Annotated in this window: 17 protein-coding genes; 3 read left to right on the forward strand and 14 right to left on the reverse strand. The window is 67.1% G+C overall.

Features of this window, described 5'->3' with window-relative positions; genetic code table 11:
- Positions 1-93 precede the first annotated feature (93 nt).
- The 8 genes from HWW87_RS34605 to rpe all read right to left on the reverse strand — a co-directional run bounded on the left by HWW87_RS34605 (position 94) and on the right by rpe (position 7,429).
- Positions 94-1,011, reverse strand: coding sequence for a uracil-DNA glycosylase (locus tag HWW87_RS34605; RefSeq protein ID WP_175824031.1), 918 nt, complete (start codon positions 1,009-1,011; stop codon positions 94-96).
- 13 nt (positions 1,012-1,024) lie between these two features.
- Positions 1,025-1,651, reverse strand: a complete 627-nt coding sequence (locus tag HWW87_RS34610) for a CYTH domain-containing protein (RefSeq protein ID WP_175824032.1) — start codon at positions 1,649-1,651, stop codon at positions 1,025-1,027.
- Positions 1,651-2,436: an indole-3-glycerol phosphate synthase TrpC gene (gene trpC, locus HWW87_RS34615; RefSeq protein ID WP_174389468.1), complete on the reverse strand. Its 786-nt coding sequence runs from the start codon at positions 2,434-2,436 to the stop codon at positions 1,651-1,653. The genes HWW87_RS34610 and trpC overlap by 1 nt, the downstream gene beginning before the upstream one ends.
- 28 nt (positions 2,437-2,464) lie before the next feature.
- Positions 2,465-3,496: an anthranilate phosphoribosyltransferase gene (trpD, locus tag HWW87_RS34620; protein WP_050013172.1), complete on the reverse strand. Its 1,032-nt coding sequence runs from the start codon at positions 3,494-3,496 to the stop codon at positions 2,465-2,467.
- 13 nt (positions 3,497-3,509) lie between these two features.
- Positions 3,510-4,109, reverse strand: a complete 600-nt coding sequence (locus HWW87_RS34625) for an aminodeoxychorismate/anthranilate synthase component II (RefSeq protein WP_175824033.1) — start codon at positions 4,107-4,109, stop codon at positions 3,510-3,512.
- A gap of 13 nt (positions 4,110-4,122) precedes the next feature.
- Positions 4,123-5,616, reverse strand: coding sequence for an anthranilate synthase component I (trpE, locus tag HWW87_RS34630; protein WP_050013049.1), 1,494 nt, complete (start codon positions 5,614-5,616; stop codon positions 4,123-4,125).
- 357 nt (positions 5,617-5,973) lie between these two features.
- Positions 5,974-6,738 carry a phosphoglycolate phosphatase gene (locus HWW87_RS34635; protein WP_175824034.1) on the reverse strand — a complete coding sequence of 255 codons (765 nt, stop codon included), beginning with the start codon at positions 6,736-6,738 and terminating at the stop codon, positions 5,974-5,976.
- A 4-nt stretch (positions 6,739-6,742) separates the two neighbouring features.
- Positions 6,743-7,429 (reverse strand): ribulose-phosphate 3-epimerase, encoded by a 687-nt coding sequence (gene rpe, locus HWW87_RS34640; RefSeq protein ID WP_175824035.1) that lies wholly within the window; start codon positions 7,427-7,429, stop codon positions 6,743-6,745.
- A gap of 176 nt (positions 7,430-7,605) precedes the next feature.
- Here rpe and apaG point away from each other — a divergent pair, with 176 nt between their 5' ends.
- Positions 7,606-7,980, forward strand: a complete 375-nt coding sequence (gene apaG, locus HWW87_RS34645) for a Co2+/Mg2+ efflux protein ApaG (RefSeq protein WP_006477037.1) — start codon at positions 7,606-7,608, stop codon at positions 7,978-7,980.
- Positions 7,981-7,994: 14 nt separating this feature from the next.
- Here apaG and HWW87_RS37350 read toward each other — a convergent pair whose 3' ends face one another.
- On the reverse strand, positions 7,995-8,138 hold the full coding sequence (locus tag HWW87_RS37350; protein ID WP_006482075.1) for a hypothetical protein: 144 nt from the start codon (positions 8,136-8,138) through the stop codon (positions 7,995-7,997).
- Between the two features lie 28 nt (positions 8,139-8,166).
- Here HWW87_RS37350 and HWW87_RS34650 point away from each other — a divergent pair, with 28 nt between their 5' ends.
- On the forward strand, positions 8,167-9,291 hold the full coding sequence (locus HWW87_RS34650) for an MltA domain-containing protein (protein ID WP_244107400.1): 1,125 nt from the start codon (positions 8,167-8,169) through the stop codon (positions 9,289-9,291).
- A gap of 284 nt (positions 9,292-9,575) precedes the next feature.
- On the opposite strand, the gene paaK is transcribed toward HWW87_RS34650, so the two are convergent.
- The 5 genes from paaK to paaN form a co-directional block, all read right to left on the reverse strand.
- Positions 9,576-10,874, reverse strand: coding sequence for a phenylacetate--CoA ligase PaaK (paaK, locus tag HWW87_RS34655; protein WP_175824037.1), 1,299 nt, complete (start codon positions 10,872-10,874; stop codon positions 9,576-9,578).
- A 38-nt stretch (positions 10,875-10,912) separates the two neighbouring features.
- A complete protein-coding gene (paaI, locus tag HWW87_RS34660; protein ID WP_175824038.1) occupies positions 10,913-11,365 on the reverse strand; it encodes a hydroxyphenylacetyl-CoA thioesterase PaaI in 453 nt (150 codons plus the stop codon).
- 1 nt (position 11,366) lies between these two features.
- Positions 11,367-12,158, reverse strand: coding sequence for a 2-(1,2-epoxy-1,2-dihydrophenyl)acetyl-CoA isomerase PaaG (gene paaG, locus HWW87_RS34665; protein WP_175824039.1), 792 nt, complete (start codon positions 12,156-12,158; stop codon positions 11,367-11,369).
- A 45-nt stretch (positions 12,159-12,203) separates the two neighbouring features.
- Positions 12,204-13,406, reverse strand: a complete 1,203-nt coding sequence (gene pcaF / locus HWW87_RS34670) for a 3-oxoadipyl-CoA thiolase (protein WP_175824040.1) — start codon at positions 13,404-13,406, stop codon at positions 12,204-12,206.
- 87 nt (positions 13,407-13,493) lie between these two features.
- Complete coding sequence (gene paaN, locus HWW87_RS34675; protein ID WP_175824041.1) at positions 13,494-15,200, reverse strand: phenylacetic acid degradation protein PaaN; 1,707 nt, start codon at positions 15,198-15,200, stop codon at positions 13,494-13,496.
- Between the two features lie 129 nt (positions 15,201-15,329).
- Here paaN and HWW87_RS34680 point away from each other — a divergent pair, with 129 nt between their 5' ends.
- Positions 15,330-16,106, forward strand: coding sequence for an enoyl-CoA hydratase (locus HWW87_RS34680; RefSeq protein WP_027783444.1), 777 nt, complete (start codon positions 15,330-15,332; stop codon positions 16,104-16,106).
- Positions 16,107-16,334 lie beyond the last annotated feature (228 nt).

A 16,334-nucleotide genomic window follows, 5' to 3' on the forward strand; every position in this document is an offset into this window, starting at 1 on the left:
ACGCACCCGCTGCGTCGCCCGATAAAAAAACGCCGCGCCCCGAAAGGGACGCGGCGTTTTTGCATTCGGCCGGCGAACCGGCCGCCGAGGCCGTTACGCGAGCGTTTCGGCCACGTCCGGCAGGCGCCAGTCGATCGGTGCGTGGCCCGCGTCGACCAGATAGTCGTTCGCGAGCGTGAAATGGCGGCAGCCGAGGAAGCCGCGGTGCGCGGACAGCGGCGACGGATGCGGCGCTTCGAGCACGCAATGCGCGTTCGCGTCGAACAGCGCGCGCTTGGCCTGCGCGTGCGCGCCCCACAGCATGAATACGAGCCCCCGATGGCGGCCGGCGAGCTCGCGGATCAGCGTGTCCGTGCATTGCTCCCAGCCGCGCTTCGCGTGGCTCGCGGCCGCGCCGCGCTCGACCGTCAGCACGGTGTTGAGCAACAGCACGCCCTGGCGCGCCCATGTGTCGAGGCAGCCGTGACGCGGTGCGTCGTGACCGAAGTTCGCGGCGATTTCCTTGAAGATGTTGCGCAGCGACGGCGGCGTGCGGACGGCCGGCGGCACCGAGAACGCGAGGCCGTGCGCCTGCGGCGTGCCGCGGTCGTCGCCGTGATACGGATCCTGGCCGAGGATCACGACCTTCACGTCGTCCGGGCTCGTCAGGCGCAGCGCGCGGAACACGTCGGTCGGGTAGACCGTCTTGCCGGCGGCGCGCTCTTCATCGACGAAGCGGCACAGCGGCGCGTACGCGTCGCTGTCGGTGAACGGTTTCAGCACGTCGCGCCAGACGGCCGGCAGCGCGTCGAATTGCGCGGCGAGGTGCGGCACGTCGGCGACAACGGGCAGTGGTGCCGTGGCGGTCGGGGCTGGCGCGGGCGCCGGTGCGGCCGCCTTCTTCGCGGATTTGCGCCGAGCCGCGGGCGGTTCGGAAGCCGCGGACGGAATATCGGCCGGTGCCGTTTCCGGCACGGGATCGTCGAACAGTGACGCCTGTTGCGGCGCGCGGGAAGTCTTGCGGGTTGCCATGCGTGATGCGTGTTTATTGCGCGCGCAGCCGGTAGCCGCGCTGCGCCTTGCTGATGTTTTCGGGAACGAGGCCCGGCAGCGCCTGCTGCAGTTCGGCGGCGAGCGTCGCGAGCGCCGTTTCCGGGCCGTCGATCAGTTCGAGTTCGATTTCGCTGATCGGTTCGCGGCGCGTTTCGTGTTCCGCCTGGACGACGATCTCGCCGAGGTCCACCGCGGCCTCGACGGTTGCGCCGCCGATTGCGATGCGCCACAGGGTACGCGAAAAATCCGTGCGGAACAGCGCATGCAGCGCGCCGGCCGCGTCATTCAGCGCGGCGGCGGCTTCCGGCACGTCGCAGGCCGCGACGAGCGCGTCGATTTCGAGCGCGTCGCCCGCGACCGGCAGCTCCCATTCGTGACGGCGATGCAGGCCGCCTTCCGCGCTGCCGACCGTCTTGAACGTCTGCAGCCAGCCGTCCGGCGTACGGCGCACGCGCACCGCGCTCTTCGAGCGCGCCAGCGCGAGATCGGGCGTGTCGTAATAGACGTTCGCGAGCGTGATGGCGTGACCGGGTTCGCCGGTCAGCGTCTCGAAGAAGCGGCGCGCGGCATCGGCCTGACCGGCCGGCAGTGCGAGCTTGATTTCCTTTTCGATCGCCATCAGAAGAACATCCGTGCGAGTTCCTCGCCCGGCTGGTCGGCGCGCATGAACGCCTCGCCGACGAGGAACGTGTTCACGTTCGCCGCGCGCATCGTGTCGACGTCGATGCGCGACAGGATGCCCGATTCGGTCACGACGATGCGGTCCGCCGGAATCATGTCGAGCATGTCGAGCGTGGTCTGGATCGACGTCTCGAACGTGCGCAGGTTGCGGTTGTTGATGCCGAGCAGCGGCGTCTTTAGCGTCAGCGCCTGTTCCATTTCGTTGCGGTCGTGCACTTCGACCAGCACCGCGAGGCCGAGCGAGTGCGCATAGGCTTCCAGATCCTGCATCAGCGGCGTGTCGAGCGCGGCGGCGATCAGCAGGATCGCGTCGGCGCCCATCGCGCGGGCTTCGACGATCTGGTACGCGTCGACGATGAAGTCCTTGCGCAGCACCGGCAGCGTGCAGGCCGCGCGCGCTTCCTCGAGGTAGCGGACGCCGCCCTGGAAGAACTGCTCGTCGGTCAGCACCGACAGGCACGCGGCGCCGTGCGCCGCATACGAGCGCGCGATGTCGGCCGGCACGAAATGCTCGCGCAGCACGCCTTTCGACGGGCTGGCCTTCTTGATTTCGGCGATCACGGCGGCGTTGCCGGCCGCGTGCTTCGCTCGCAGCGCGCCGACGAAGTCGCGCAGGTCGCGCGCGGAGGCTTCCAGTTTCAGTGCCTCGAGCGGCGTGCTGCGCATGGCCGCCGCGATTTCTTCGCGCTTGACGGCGATGATTCGGTCGAGAATGTCGCTCATATGGGTTCCTGCTTGATTCGTAAGAGGGTCAGCGCTTGAACTGCTGCGTGAAGCGCACGAGCTCGTCGACCTTCGCGCGGGCCTTGCCGCTCGCGATCGCTTCGCGGGCGAGCTGGATGCCGTCCGCGATCGACTCGGCGATATTGGCCGCGTAGAGCGCGGTGCCCGCGTTCAGCGTGACGATCTCGCGCGCGACGCCCGGCTGGTTGTCCAGCGCGCCGAGCAGCATCGTGCGCGATTCGTCGGCATTTTCCACCTTCAGCGTGCGGTTCGACACCATCTGCAGGCCGAAGTCCTCCGGATGGATCTCGTATTCGTGCACCTTGCCGTCGCGCAATTCGCCGACGAGCGTCGCGGCGCCGAGCGACACCTCGTCCATCCCGTCCTTGCCGTACACGACCAGCACGTGCTGCGCGCCGAGGCGCTGCATCACGCGCACCTGGATGCCGACGAGGTCAGCGTGGAACACGCCCATCAGCTGGTTCGGCGCACCGGCCGGATTGGTCAGCGGGCCGAGGATGTTGAAGATCGTGCGCACGCCGAGCTCGCGGCGCACGGCCGCGATGTTCTTCATCGCCGGGTGATGGTTCGGCGCGAACATGAAGCCCATGCCGGTTTCGGCGATCGAAGCGGCGACCTGGTCCGACTGCAGGTCGATGTTCACGCCGAGCGCCTCGAGCACGTCGGCGCTGCCGGACTTGCTCGACACGCCGCGGTTGCCGTGCTTCGCGACCTTCGCGCCCGCGGCCGCCGTGACGAACATCGACGCGGTCGAGATGTTGAACGTGTGCGAGCCGTCGCCGCCGGTGCCGACGATGTCGACGAAATTCGAGTTGTCCTGCACCTCGACGTGGTTCGCGAATTCGCGCATCACGGTCGCGGCGGCGGCGATTTCGCCGATCGTCTCCTTCTTCACACGCAGCCCGGTGATGATCGCGGCCGCCATCACGGGCGACAGGTCGCCGCGCATGATCAGCCGCATCAGGTGCAGCATTTCGTCGTGGAAGATTTCGCGGTGCTCGATCGTGCGTTGCAACGCTTCCTGCGGGGTAATCGTCATCGTGCGTCTCCCGTCAGGCAGCCGGTGCGGCCGCGCCGGCCGCGGCGCGGTTCTGTTTCAGGAAATTCTCGAGCAGCGCATGGCCGTGCTCGGACAGGATCGATTCCGGATGGAACTGCACGCCTTCGATCGGCAGCGTCTTGTGGCGTACGCCCATGATCTCGCCGTCGTCGGTCCACGCGGACACCTCGAGGCAGTCCGGCAGCGATTCGCGCTCGATCGCGAGCGAGTGGTAGCGCGTCACGTCGAAATGCTTCGGCAGGTCGGCGAACACGCCGCGGCAGTCGGTTTCGATCCGGCTCACCTTGCCATGCATGATGGTCTTCGCGCGTACGACGCGGCCGCCGAACGCTTCGCCGATCGCCTGGTGGCCGAGGCAGACGCCGAGGATCGGCTTCCTGCCCGCGAATTCGCGCAGCACGTCGAGCGTGATGCCCGCGTGTTGCGGATTGCTCGGGCCCGGCGACAGGCAGAGGGTGTCGGGGTTCAGGCGCGCGATGTCGTCGAGCGTGATTTCGTCGTTGCGATAGGTGCGCACGTCCTCGCCGAGTTCGCCGAAGTACTGGACCAGGTTGTAGGTAAACGAGTCGTAGTTGTCGATCATGAGCAGCATGGTCAGTCTCCGGTCAGAAGTCGCTATCGAGGCCGTCCTGGACCTGTTCGGCCGCACGCAGCACCGCGCGCGCCTTGTTCTCGGTCTCTTGCCATTCGGATTCGGGCACCGAATCCGCGACGACGCCGGCCGCCGCTTGCACGTACAGGTTGCCGTTGTGGATCAGGCCCGTGCGGATCGCGATCGCGAGATCCATCTCGCCCGAGAACGACAGGTAGCCGACCGCACCGCCGTACAGCCCGCGCTTGACCGGCTCGAGCTCGTCGATCAGTTCCATCGCGCGCACCTTCGGCGCACCGGACAGCGTGCCGGCCGGGAACGTCGCGCGCAGCACGTCGTAGTTCGTCATGCCCGGCTTCAGCTTGCCCTCGACCGAGCTGACGATGTGCTGCACGTGCGAGTACTTCTCGATCACCATCTTGTCGGTCACCTGCACCGAGCCGATTTCCGCGATGCGGCCGACGTCGTTGCGCGCGAGGTCGATCAGCATCACGTGCTCGGCGATTTCCTTCGGATCGTTTAGCAGCTCGGTCGCGAGTTCCGCGTCGCGCTCGGGCGTGTTGCCGCGCGGGCGCGTGCCGGCCAGCGGGCGGATCGTGACGATCTGGTCGTCGCCGCGCTTTTCCTGGCGCACCAGGATTTCCGGCGATGCGCCGACCACGTGGAAATCGCCGAAATTGTAGTAATACATGTACGGCGATGGATTCAGCGAACGCAGCGCGCGATACAGCGACAGCGGATTGTCGCGGTACGGCTTCGTCAGCCGCTGGCCGACCTGGATCTGCATCAGCTCGCCGGCCGCGATGTATTCCTTCGCCTGGCGCACGGCGGCCAGATAGTCGTCCTTCTTGAATTCGCGGAACGTCTCGGTGCGCACGCTCGCCGATGTCACGGGCGGCTGCACGGTCGTGCGCAGGCGCTGCTTCAGTTCGCGCAGGCGATGTTTCGCCTTCGCATACGCTTCGGGCTGGCCCGGGTCCGCATAGATGATCAGGTAGAGCTTGCCGGCGAGGTTGTCGATCACCGCGACTTCCTCGGTCAGCAGCAACTGGATGTCGGGCAGGCCGAGATCGTCGCGCGGCGCGGTGTTCGCGAGCTTCTTCTCGATGTAGCGCACCGCGTCGTAGCCGAAATAGCCGGCGAGGCCGCCGCAGAAGCGCGGCAGCCCCGGGCGCTGCGCCACCTTGAAGCGCGCCTGGAACGATTCGATGAACTGGAACGGATCGCCGTCGTGCGTCTCGACGACCTGACCGTCGCGCACCACTTCCGACACGCCGTTGCGGGTGCGGACGAGCGTGCGGGCGGGCAGGCCGATGAACGAGTAGCGGCCGAAGCGTTCGCCGCCGACCACCGATTCGAGCAGGAACGAGTTGGCGCCCGCGCGTTCGGGCTGGGCCAGCTTCAGGTAGAGGGACAGCGGCGTTTCGAGATCGGCGAGCGCTTCCGCGATCAGCGGGATGCGGTTGTAGCCTTCGTTCGCGAGCGATTGGAATTCGAGTTCGGTCATGTTCCGGTCCTGTTCGGGACGAGCGGCGCGGGCGCCAGGGATCATTTGACGCTGCGCGGATGGCCGTCGGCGAAAGGGCGGTCGATCGAAAAGTGCCTGTTGCCGGCCGGCACTCCGGGCGTGAACGTCGCGAGCCTGCGGCCGACCCTGAACGCAAGCGTTCGGACGCGGTGGAACTCGAGGTGGTGCGACGATCGGCGCGCGGATGCGCAGCGAGATAAAAAACGGCGCTGAAGACGTGCTTCAGCGTACCTCATCGAAGAGGTTAGCGCGACCAGCGACGCCAGGGCCAGGCTCCCCGGTCGATGCTGCTCAGACTCCGTTTTTTATTCAGAAACATGCGGATGGAAGAAATAATCAGACGGTTGGCCGGCCGGCGTTGTGCGCGGAAATTGCGCGAGCCGCGACCAGCAACGAATCGACTATACCATCCGAATTTATCGTTTGTATAGCTTTGCCGTGGTTGTAGCCGTACGGCACCGTCAGCGTCGCCATCCCGGCCGCGCGGCCTGCCAGCGCGTCGTTTTCCGAGTCGCCGATCGCGACCGCGGCGTCCGGCGCGACGCCGAGCGCGTCGCAGGCCGCGAGCATCGGCAGCGGATCGGGCTTCTTGCGCGCGACGCTGTCGCCGCCCAGCACGATGCCGAAGCAGCCGGCCAGCCCGTATTGTTCGAGCAGCTCGACCGCGAAGCGGTGCGGCTTGTTCGTCACGCACGCGAGCCGGATGCCGGCCGCGCGCAGTACGTCGAGCCCGGCTGCCACGTCCGGATAGAGACGCGTGTGGCGGCCGTTGATCTTCGCGTATTCGGTCTGGTAGATCGCCAGTGCGTCGTCGAAGCGCGCGTGCGCTTCGTCGGCCGGGAAGCGCGGTTTCAGTACGCTCTGGATCAGGTGTTCGGAGCCCTTGCCGACGTAGCCGATCACTTCGTCGCGCGACGTGGCCGGCGCGCCGAGCTGTGCGAGCATCCCGTTCAGGCCGGCCGTGAAATCGTCGGCCGTGTCGACCATCGTGCCGTCGAGGTCGATCAGCGCGGCATCGATGCGCGGCGCGGCGAAGCGGATCGCGGCCGCGTCCGTGGCGGCCCCGGCCGGCGCGTGGCCGGCGAGCGACGAGTCGGCCACGGTGTCAGCTCCGCTCGACGGTGGTGAGCGCCGCGCGCATCTCGTCGATCACCTTGCGGTAGTCGGGCTTGCCGAAGATTGCCGAACCCGCGACGAACGTGTCGGCGCCGGCCGCCGCGATTTCCGCGATGTTGTCGGCCTTCACGCCGCCGTCGACTTCGAGCAGGATCTCGCGGCCGGTGCGTTCGGTGTACGCGTCGATGCGGGCGCGCGCTTCGCGCAGCTTGTTCAGCGTTTCCGGAATGAACGACTGGCCGCCGAAGCCGGGGTTCACCGACATCAGCAGCACCAAGTCGAGGCGATCCATCACGTGGTCGAGGTAGTTCAGCGGTGTGGCCGGATTGAACACGAGGCCGGCCTTGCAGCCGTGATCGCGGATCAGCGACAGCGTGCGGTCGATGTGGTCCGAGCCTTCCGGGTGGAAGCTGATCAGGTTCGCGCCGGCCTTCGCGAAATCGGGCACGATCCGGTCGACCGGGCGCACCATCAGGTGCACGTCGATCGGCACCTGCACGTGCGGGCGGATCGCCTCGCAGACGAGCGGGCCGATCGTGAGGTTCGGCACATAATGGTTGTCCATCACGTCGAAGTGAATCCAGTCGGCGCCGGCGGCGACCACGTTGCGGACTTCTTCGCCGAGCCGTGCAAAGTCGGCCGACAGGATGCTGGGAGCGATGCGGAATTGAGTCATGACAGGGGAGCGAAGGACGTTGCGGCGCAAAACCGTCATTCTACCGTCCGGCGACCCGGTGCGCGGCGGCAGGCCGTGCGGTTGCGGCCCGATTGCGCATAGAATGCCGAACCAATGCGGCGCGCCCGCGGCCCGGCCGCTCGAGTCGGCGCGCAGTTACCTACAGCGGACACACCATGAGTCAGTATCAGTTCACCGTTTCGGTGAAAACCAGCTACTTGCCGGAACAATCCGACCCCGATCACCGTCAATACGCATTCGCGTACACGCTGACGATCCGCAACACGGGACAGGTCGCGGCGCAACTGATCGCGCGTCACTGGATCATCACGGACAGCGAGAGCCACGTGCAGGAAGTGAAGGGGCTCGGCGTCGTCGGGCACCAGCCGCTGCTGCAGCCGGGCGAGCATTTCGAATACACGAGCTGGGCCGTGATCGCGACGCCGGTCGGCACGATGCGCGGTGCGTACTTCTGCGTGGCGGAGGACGGCGAGCGTTTCGAGGCGCCGGTCGACGAGTTCGCGCTGCACATGCCGCGCACGCTGCATTGAGCGTGCGGCCCGCGTCAGCGTGGCTGGCGGTCGTTGTGGCGGGCCTGCTTCTTTCTGCCCGACGACGTCCACACGACGATGAAGATCAGCAGGGCAAGCGCTACGAAGGCTTCGAGCGCGAAGATGAGCATCGGATATTGGTCGAGAAAATCTGACATGGCGGTTTCCATCAAGAACGGACATTGTATGTGGTTTGGGCCCCGGCTGGCCGGGTGGATGGCCGCAGCCGCGGCGGCGGCGCTGCTCGCTGCGTGCGGCGGCGCACCGACGCGAACTTCCGCGCTGAAGCCGCCGACCGGCGCGGCGGTCGTGCCGGGGCAGGTCGCCGCGAAGCGGCTCACGCCGGTCGCGTGGCAGCAGGTGCCGGGTTGGCAGGACGATTCGCTGATCGGCGCGACGGCCGCGCTGCGGCAGAACTGCGCGCGGCTCGCGCGCCAGCCGGCCTGGGCGCGCGCTTGCGCGGCCGCCGACCGGCTCGACGAGCTCGACGTCAGCAGCGCACGCACCTTCTTCGAAACGTATTTCACGCCGTTCCAGCTCGCGAATACCGACGGGACGCTCGACGGGCTCGTGACCGGCTATTACGAGCCGCTGCTGCACGGTTCGCGCGCGCGCCGCGGCCCGTATCAGTACGCGCTCTATCGCTGGCCGGCCGGCTATCGCGCGGGTGCCGCGCTGCCGGCACGCGCGCAACTCGAGCGCGCCGGCATCCTGAACGGCAACGAACTCGTGTGGGTCGACGATCCGATCGAGGCGTTCTTCCTGCAGGTGCAGGGCTCGGGTCGCGTGCTGCTCGACGACGGCTCGGTGATGCGGGTCGGCTTCGGCGGCACCAACAACCAGCCGTACCGTTCGATCGGCAAGTGGCTGCTCGATCGCGGCGAGCTGACGCCCGCGCAGGCGACGATGCAGGGCATCAAGGCGTGGGCGAAGGCGAACCCGACGCGCGTCGACGCGCTGCTCGACACGAACCCGCGCTTCGTGTTCTTCCGCGACATGCCGACCAAGGAAGATGCGCCGCACGGCGGCGCGGACGGTCCGATCGGCGCGCTCGGCGTGCCGCTGACGCCGGAGCGCTCGATCGCGGTCGATCCGTCGTCGATCCCGCTCGGCACGCCGGTGTTCCTGCAGACCACGCGTCCGCTGACGAATACGCCGATGAACCGGCTCGTGTTCGCGCAGGATACGGGCTCGGCGATCAAGGGCGGCGTGCGGGCAGACTATTTCTGGGGGCTCGGCGACGACGCCGGCGACCAGGCCGGCCGGATGAAGCAGGTCGGCCGGATGTGGCTGCTGTTCCCGAATTCGTGATTGGGGGCGGCGCGGGCCGGCCGGATGGCGGCCAGCGCATGAGACGCGGGATTCGTGGTGTGTCTCGTGCGCGGGGCGCGTGCCGGTTTGATCGCCGGGGTGCCCATGCGATTTAGGTTTGCGTAATGCTGCGCGCGTCGCGTCGAACGATGCGCCCGAACAAGACAGCCCGATCGGCGTTGGCCGACCGGGCTGTTTCATTTACGGGCACGGATTCGCCGCTGCGCGGCGTGCGCCTGGCGAGTACGCGAAGTCCGCGCCCATCGTTTGCGCGGCGAGTAACCTCAGCCCTTGCGCTTATCGACGACGCGGCGCGCCTTGCCGACCGAGCGCTCGATGCCGTTCACGGGCAGCACGTTGATCACGGCCGTCACGCCGATCAGCGACTTGATGTCGTACGCGAGCGCCTGTTTTGCCGCCTGGATTGCCGCGGTATCGGGCGCGGTCTCCGGGCACGGCTCGACGTTGAGCGTCAGCACGTCGAGCGGGCCTTCCTTCGTCAGCACGATCTGATAGTGCGGCGCGAGCGCGCGCTGCTTGAGCAATTGTTCCTCGATTTGCGTCGGGAACACATTGACGCCGCGCACGATCATCATGTCGTCCGACCGGCCGGTGATCTTCTCCATCCGGCGCATCGTCCGGGCGGTGCCCGGCAGCAGGCGCGTGAGGTCGCGCGTGCGGTAGCGGATGATCGGCAGCGCTTCCTTCGTCAGCGACGTGAACACGAGTTCGCCGAGTTCGCCGTCCGGCAGCACTTCGCCGGTTTCGGGATCGATGATTTCCGGATAGAAATGGTCTTCCCAGATGGTCGGGCCGTCCTTGGTCTCGACGCATTCGGATGCGACGCCCGGGCCCATCACTTCGGATAGCCCGTAGATGTCGACCGCGTCGATGCCCATCCGCTGTTCGATGGCGACGCGCATGTCGTTGGTCCACGGCTCCGCGCCGAAGATGCCGATGCGCAGCGAACTCTCCGCAGGGGCGAGGCCCTGGCGCTCGATCTCGTCGGCGATCGACAGCATGTAGCTCGGCGTGACCATGATGATGTCGGGCCGGAAATCCTGGATCAGCTGTACCTGCTTTTCGGTCTGGCCGCCGCCGAACGGGATCACGGTCAGCCCTGCGCGTTCGGCGCCGTAGTGCGCGCCGAGCCCGCCCGTAAACAGCCCGTAGCCGTAGCTGATGTGGACCTTGTCGCCGCGGCGCGCACCGGCGGCGCGGATCGAGCGTGCGACGAGATTCGCCCACGTGTCGATGTCGGCGGCCGTATAGCCGACGACGGTCGGCTTGCCGGTCGTGCCCGACGACGCGTGGATGCGCGAGATCTGGTCCTGCGGCACCGCGAACATCCCGAACGGATAGCTGTCGCGCAGGTCGCCCTTGGTCGTGAACGGAAAGCGCGACAAGTCGGCGAGCGTCTTCAGGTCGTCCGGATGCACGCCCGCTTCGTCGAACTTGCTGCGATAGACGGGCGAGTGGTCATACGCGTGCCGAAGCGACCACTTGAGGCGTTCGAGCTGCAGCGCGGTCAGCTCGTCGCGTGAGGCGGTCTCGATCGGCTCGAGCGGTAGCGGGGTAGTCATGCATGTCTCCAGTGTTTGTTATGGGCGAGCCGTCGACGTCAGCGGTCTTCCGGGATGACCGTGCCCTTGATCTGGGCGGATTTGCCGCGAAACATCGCGACCGTGTCGCCTGTCTGGTTCGTGACGCGGATGTCGTAGATGCCGTGGCGGCCGACACGCGCCTGTTCGATCGCCTCGGCCGTCAGCACGTCGCTACCGTGCACGGGGCGCAGGAATTCGATCGAGCAGCCGGCTGCGACCGTATTCAGGTTGTACGAGTTGCACGCGAACGCGAACGTCGAATCGGCGAGCGTGAAGATGATCCCGCCGTGACAGGTCTGGTGCCCGTTCAGGAATTCGGGCCGCACGCGCATCTGCAGGCGGGCGTAGCCGGCGCGGACTTCGGCGATTTCCATGCCGAACGCGCGACTGCAGGCATCGGCGTCGTACATGGCCTGCGCGGTGGCGCGGGCGAGCGAATCGGGGTTGAGCGTGGCGGTGGCGTTCGTCATGTCAACGCCCCTCGAAGCGCGGTGCGCGCTTCTCGATGAAGGCCTTCACACCTTCCGCATAGTCGTCCGACTGACCGAGCTTGCGCTGCAGGTCGCGCTCCAGATCGAGCTGCTGATCGAGCGTGTTCGTGACGCTGTCTCGCATCGACTGCTTGATCGATGCGATGGCGAGCGTCGGCTGCTGCGCGAGCTGGATGGCGAGCTGGCGGGCCGTCGCGACGAGCGCGTCGTCGTCGACCGCACGCCAGATCAGGCCCCACTGTTCGGCCTGTTCGGCGCCGAGCTTGTCGCCGGTCAGCGCGAGCCCCAGCGCGCGCGCCATGCCGACGCGTTGTGGCAGGAACCACGTGCCGCCCGAGTCGGGTACGAGCCCGATCTTGACGAAGGCCTGGATGAAGCTGCTCGAGCGGGCGGCGAACACGAGGTCGCACGCGAGTGCGAGATTCGCGCCGGCACCGGCCGCCGTGCCGTTGACGGCGGCGATCACCGGAATCGGCAGACGCTGCAGGCGGCGGATCAGCGGATTGAAATGCTCGTCGATCAGCGTGCCGAGGTCGGTGGACGCGCCTGGCGTGAAGTCGAGGTCGGCCAGGTCCTGGCCCGCGCAAAAGCCGCGCCCCGCCCCCGTCAGAATCAGCGCGCGTGCACCGGCCGCCTCGACTTCATCGAGCGCCGACTGCAGTTCGCGATGCATCGCCCGCGTGAAGCTGTTCAGCTTGTCGGGGCGGTTGAGCGTGATCGTGGCCACGCGCGCGGCCTGATCGATATCCAGCTGGATCGCCTGATAGGACATGCAGTATCTCCGTCATGACTTCGTTATAGGCGCGCGGCGCGTCGGTCACACGCGTTCGATCGCGAGCGCGATGCCCTGGCCGACGCCGATGCACATCGTACAGAGCGCGAAGCGGCCGCCGGTACGCTCGAGTTGATGGAGCGCCGTGGTGACGAGCCGCGCGCCCGATGCGCCGAGCGGGTGGCCGAGCGCGATCGCACCGCCGTTCGGGTTCACGCGCGGATCGTCGTCGGCGACGCCGAGCATGCGCAGCACCGCGAGACCTTGCGACGCGAACGCCTCGTTCAGTTCGATCACGTCGAACTGGTCGATGCGCATGCCGAGCTGGTGCAGCAGTTTCTGCGTGGCCGGCGCGGGACCGATGCCCATCACGCGCGGCTCGACGCCGGCGGTCGCCATGCCGACGACGCGCGCGCGGCGGCGCAGGCCATACTGGTCGGCCGCCTGCGCATTGGCGAGCAGCAGCGCGCAGGCGCCGTCGTTGACGCCCGACGCGTTGCCGGCCGTCACCGAGCCGTCCGGGCGCACGACGCCCTTCAGCTTCGCAAGCGCTTCGAGCGACGTTTCGCGCGGATGCTCGTCACGCGACACGACGATGGCGTCGCCTTTCTTCTGCGGAATCGTGACCGCGACGATTTCTTCGGCGAGCGTGCCGTCCTGCTGCGCCCGCGCGGCTTTCTGCTGGCTGCGCAGCGCGAACAGGTCCTGATCGGCGCGACTGATGTGGTAGTCGACCGCGACGTTCTCGGCGGTTTCCGGCATCGAATCGACGCCATGCAGCTGCTTCATCAGCGGGTTGACGAAGCGCCAGCCGATCGTCGTATCGTAGATGTCGGTCTGACGCGCGAAGGCGCTCGCGGCCTTGCCCATCACGAACGGCGCGCGCGTCATGCTCTCGACGCCGCCTGCGATCATCAGGCGCGCTTCACCTGCCTTGATCGCGCGCGCGGCCGTGCCGACCGCATCCATTCCGGAGCCGCACAGCCGGTTCAGCGTCGTGCCCGGCACGACAGTGGGCAGGCCCGCCAGCAGCGCCGACATGCGCGCGACGTTGCGGTTGTCCTCGCCAGCTTGATTCGCGCAACCGTAGATCACGTCGTCGATCGCCGCCCAGTCGATGTCGCGGTTGCGCTCGATCAGCGCCTTGAGCGGCACCGCGCCGAGGTCGTCGGCGCGGACATCTTTCAGGGCGCCGCCGTAGCGGCCGATGGGAGTGCGAATCGCGTCGCAGATGTAGGCGTCTGTCATGGGCGTATCGGTGAGTGACGAACCCGCTGGGTGGCGGATTCGTTCATGGTAGAGAACATGGCGGCGTTTGCACGTCGGCCATTCGGGTTATGCCGTCTGGCCGGCTTCCGCAGGTACCGCCTTCGGGGCAACATGGACGCGGCTTTGCACCACGCGGAACCGGTTGGCGACGAATGCCGGGTCGGCCAGCGCGGCGTTGGCTGCCGGGTTCGCGCCCGTGCCGTGGAAGTCGGAGAACGCGGCCGACTGGTTGACGAATACGCCGCCCGTCAGGTTGATCGACAGCGCGACGCCGCCACGCACCGCCGCGTCGTGTGCGGCGTCGACGATTGCGTCGTCGGTGCTGTAGACGGAGAGGGTCAGCGCGCCATGCTCGGCGGCGATTTCACCGGCCAGATCGAGCGACTGCGCGGTCGAGTCGGTTGCGATCACGAACGAGATCGGGCCGAACCACTCCTGCGTGAATGTCTCGCGGTCGGCCACGTCGAGTTGCAGCACGAGCGGCGTGCGCACGCGCGCATCGGGGAAGGCGGGATGCTGGAGGGGCGCGCTGTCCGCGAGCACGCGGCCGAGCTTGCGCGCGTCGTCGATGCGCGCGGTCACGCCGTCGTTCTGGATCGCGCCGATCAGTTCGACCGAGCGTGCCGGGTCGCCGGTGAGCTTTTGCACGGCAACCGCGATCGCTTGCGCGACTTCGTCGAAGCTCGCACGGCCGTCGGCCGTCCGGATGCCGTCGCGTGGCACGTAGATGTTCTGCGGTGCCGTGCACATCTGGCCGGAGTACAGCGCCAGCGAGAACGCGATGTTCTTGGCGGCTGCCTTCAGGTCGTCGGTCGAGTCGATCACGATCTGGTTGACGCCGGCTTTCTCGGTGTAGACCTGCGCCTGGTGGGCATGGCGTTCGAGCCACGTGCCGTTCTGCGTGCTGCCGGTGAAGTCGATCAGCTTGATCTCGGGGCGCAGCGCGAGATCCTGGACGAGGGCGCCGTCGTTGGGTTCGGTCGCGAGGAGCGTGACGACGTTCGGATCGAACCCGGCTTCGCGCAGCACGTCGCGGGCGATCCGCACCGTGATGGCGAGCGGCAGGATCGCGCCCGGGTGCGGTTTGACGATCACGGCATTCCCCGTTGCCAGATCGGCGAACAGGCCCGGGTAGCCGTTCCAGGTCGGGAACGTGCAGCAGCCGAGCACGAGGCCCGTGCCGCGCGGCACGATCGTATAGCGCTTGTGCATCGCGAGCGGCGGGTTCTTGCCTTGCGGTTTTTCCCAGTGCGCATCGGCCGGGATGCGGCGCAGTTCGTCCCACGCATAGGCGACCGCCTCGAGGGCGCGGTCCTGCGCGTGCGGGCCGCCGGCCTGGAACGCCATCATGAAGGCTTGCCCCGTGGTGTGCATCACGCTGTAGGCAATTTCGAAGCTTGCGCGGTTCAGGCGCGCAAGGATTTCGAGGCTGACGCCGACCCACGCGCTCGGGCCGGCTTCGCGCCACGCGCGTTGCGCGGCGGTTGCGGCAGCGATCAGTGCGTCGGGCGTCGATTTCGGATACCGGATGCCCAGTGCGATGCCGTACGGCGAGCGCTCGGCGCCGACCGTTTCACCGGACGCCGGCTGGTCGAGCACGAAGGTCTTGTCGAGGTGCGACTTGAACGCGGCCTCACCGTCCGCGCTTGCGCTTTCCCCGTACACTTTGGGGCTCGGCATTTCGGCGAACGGGCTCCAGTACCCGCGGCTCTCGATGGCGGCGAGTGCGTGTTTCAGCGTGTCTTCGTGCTTCGTGAACAGGGCATGGGTCATGGCGGCGGCCTGATGGACGTTGAGAGGGATTGGATCGATTAATTAACCGACCGGTTGGTCGGAGAATGGTAGCATCAAACTATTCGCATGTGCGAGGCGTTTCTCATTTCATTGATCGAGGAGAAATAGATGGCTTACGAGAACATCCTGGTGGAGACCCGGGGGCGTGTCGGTCTGGTGACGCTGAACCGTCCGAAGGCGCTGAATGCGCTGAACGATGCGCTGATGGACGAGCTGGGCGCTGCGCTGAAGGCGTTCGATGCGGACGACGATATCGGCGCGATCGTCGTGACCGGGAGCGAGAAGGCGTTCGCGGCCGGCGCGGACATCGGCATGATGGCGACGTACTCCTATATGGATGCCTATCGGGGCGACTACATCACGCGTAACTGGGAGACGGTCCGCGAGATCCGCAAACCGATCATTGCTGCGGTTTCGGGCTTTGCGCTGGGCGGTGGCTGCGAACTTGCGATGATGTGCGACATCATCTTCGCGGCGGACACGGCCAAGTTCGGCCAGCCGGAAATCAAGCTGGGCGTCATGCCGGGTGCGGGCGGCACGCAGCGTTTGCCGCGCGCGGTATCGAAGGCGAAGGCAATGGACATGTGCCTGACCGCGCGCTTCATGGACGCCGCCGAGGCCGAGCGTGCCGGGCTCGTATCGCGCGTGCTGCCGGCCGACAAACTGCTCGACGAGGCGATTGCCGCCGCGACGACGATCGCCGAGTTTTCGCTGCCGGCGGTCATGATGGTCAAGGAGTCGGTGAACCGCGCGTACGAGACGACGCTGGCTGAAGGCGTCCACTTCGAGCGCCGGTTGTTCCATTCGCTGTTCGCAACCGAAGACCAGAAGGAAGGGATGGCGGCATTCGTCGAGAAGCGGAAGCCTGTGTTCAAGCACCGCTGATCGGTCGGCGCCGCGGTCGGTATCCGGTGACTGATCTGTATCGGTCATCGGGGCGATTGCTTCGCCCGGTTCTTCAAAAGCCTCCGTGCGCGGCAGCGCACGGAGGCTTTTTCAAACTTTCTTCACAAAGGGCTTGCGCGGACGGGGGCGGATGCTTAGAATCACGCCTCTTTCGCGCTAACGGAAACACGGCGCGGGAGGAAGGGAAGCGGTGCTGTTGGGGTTCGG

The sequence above is a fragment of the Burkholderia sp. BCC0419 genome (genome assembly GCF_902830285.1).
In the GTDB taxonomy this organism is placed as follows: Bacteria; Pseudomonadota; Gammaproteobacteria; order Burkholderiales; family Burkholderiaceae; genus Burkholderia.

Coding starts and splice junctions, on each gene's coding strand:
- HWW87_RS34605 (WP_175824031.1), bottom strand. CDS start 1,011: ATGGCAACCCGCAAGACTTCCCGCGCGCCGCAACAGGCGTCACTGTTC.
- HWW87_RS34610 (WP_175824032.1), bottom strand. CDS start 1,651: ATGGCGATCGAAAAGGAAATCAAGCTCGCACTGCCGGCCGGTCAGGCC.
- trpC (WP_174389468.1), bottom strand. CDS start 2,436: ATGAGCGACATTCTCGACCGAATCATCGCCGTCAAGCGCGAAGAAATC.
- trpD (WP_050013172.1), bottom strand. CDS start 3,496: ATGACGATTACCCCGCAGGAAGCGTTGCAACGCACGATCGAGCACCGC.
- HWW87_RS34625 (WP_175824033.1), bottom strand. CDS start 4,109: ATGCTGCTCATGATCGACAACTACGACTCGTTTACCTACAACCTGGTC.
- trpE (WP_050013049.1), bottom strand. CDS start 5,616: ATGACCGAACTCGAATTCCAATCGCTCGCGAACGAAGGCTACAACCGC.
- rpe (WP_175824035.1), bottom strand. CDS start 7,429: ATGACTCAATTCCGCATCGCTCCCAGCATCCTGTCGGCCGACTTTGCA.
- apaG (WP_006477037.1), top strand. CDS start 7,606: ATGAGTCAGTATCAGTTCACCGTTTCGGTGAAAACCAGCTACTTGCCG.
- HWW87_RS37350 (WP_006482075.1), bottom strand. CDS start 8,138: ATGTCAGATTTTCTCGACCAATATCCGATGCTCATCTTCGCGCTCGAA.
- HWW87_RS34650 (WP_244107400.1), top strand. CDS start 8,167: ATGTGGTTTGGGCCCCGGCTGGCCGGGTGGATGGCCGCAGCCGCGGCG.
- paaK (WP_175824037.1), bottom strand. CDS start 10,874: ATGACTACCCCGCTACCGCTCGAGCCGATCGAGACCGCCTCACGCGAC.
- paaI (WP_175824038.1), bottom strand. CDS start 11,365: ATGACGAACGCCACCGCCACGCTCAACCCCGATTCGCTCGCCCGCGCC.
- paaG (WP_175824039.1), bottom strand. CDS start 12,158: ATGTCCTATCAGGCGATCCAGCTGGATATCGATCAGGCCGCGCGCGTG.
- pcaF (WP_175824040.1), bottom strand. CDS start 13,406: ATGACAGACGCCTACATCTGCGACGCGATTCGCACTCCCATCGGCCGC.
- paaN (WP_175824041.1), bottom strand. CDS start 15,200: ATGACCCATGCCCTGTTCACGAAGCACGAAGACACGCTGAAACACGCA.
- HWW87_RS34680 (WP_027783444.1), top strand. CDS start 15,330: ATGGCTTACGAGAACATCCTGGTGGAGACCCGGGGGCGTGTCGGTCTG.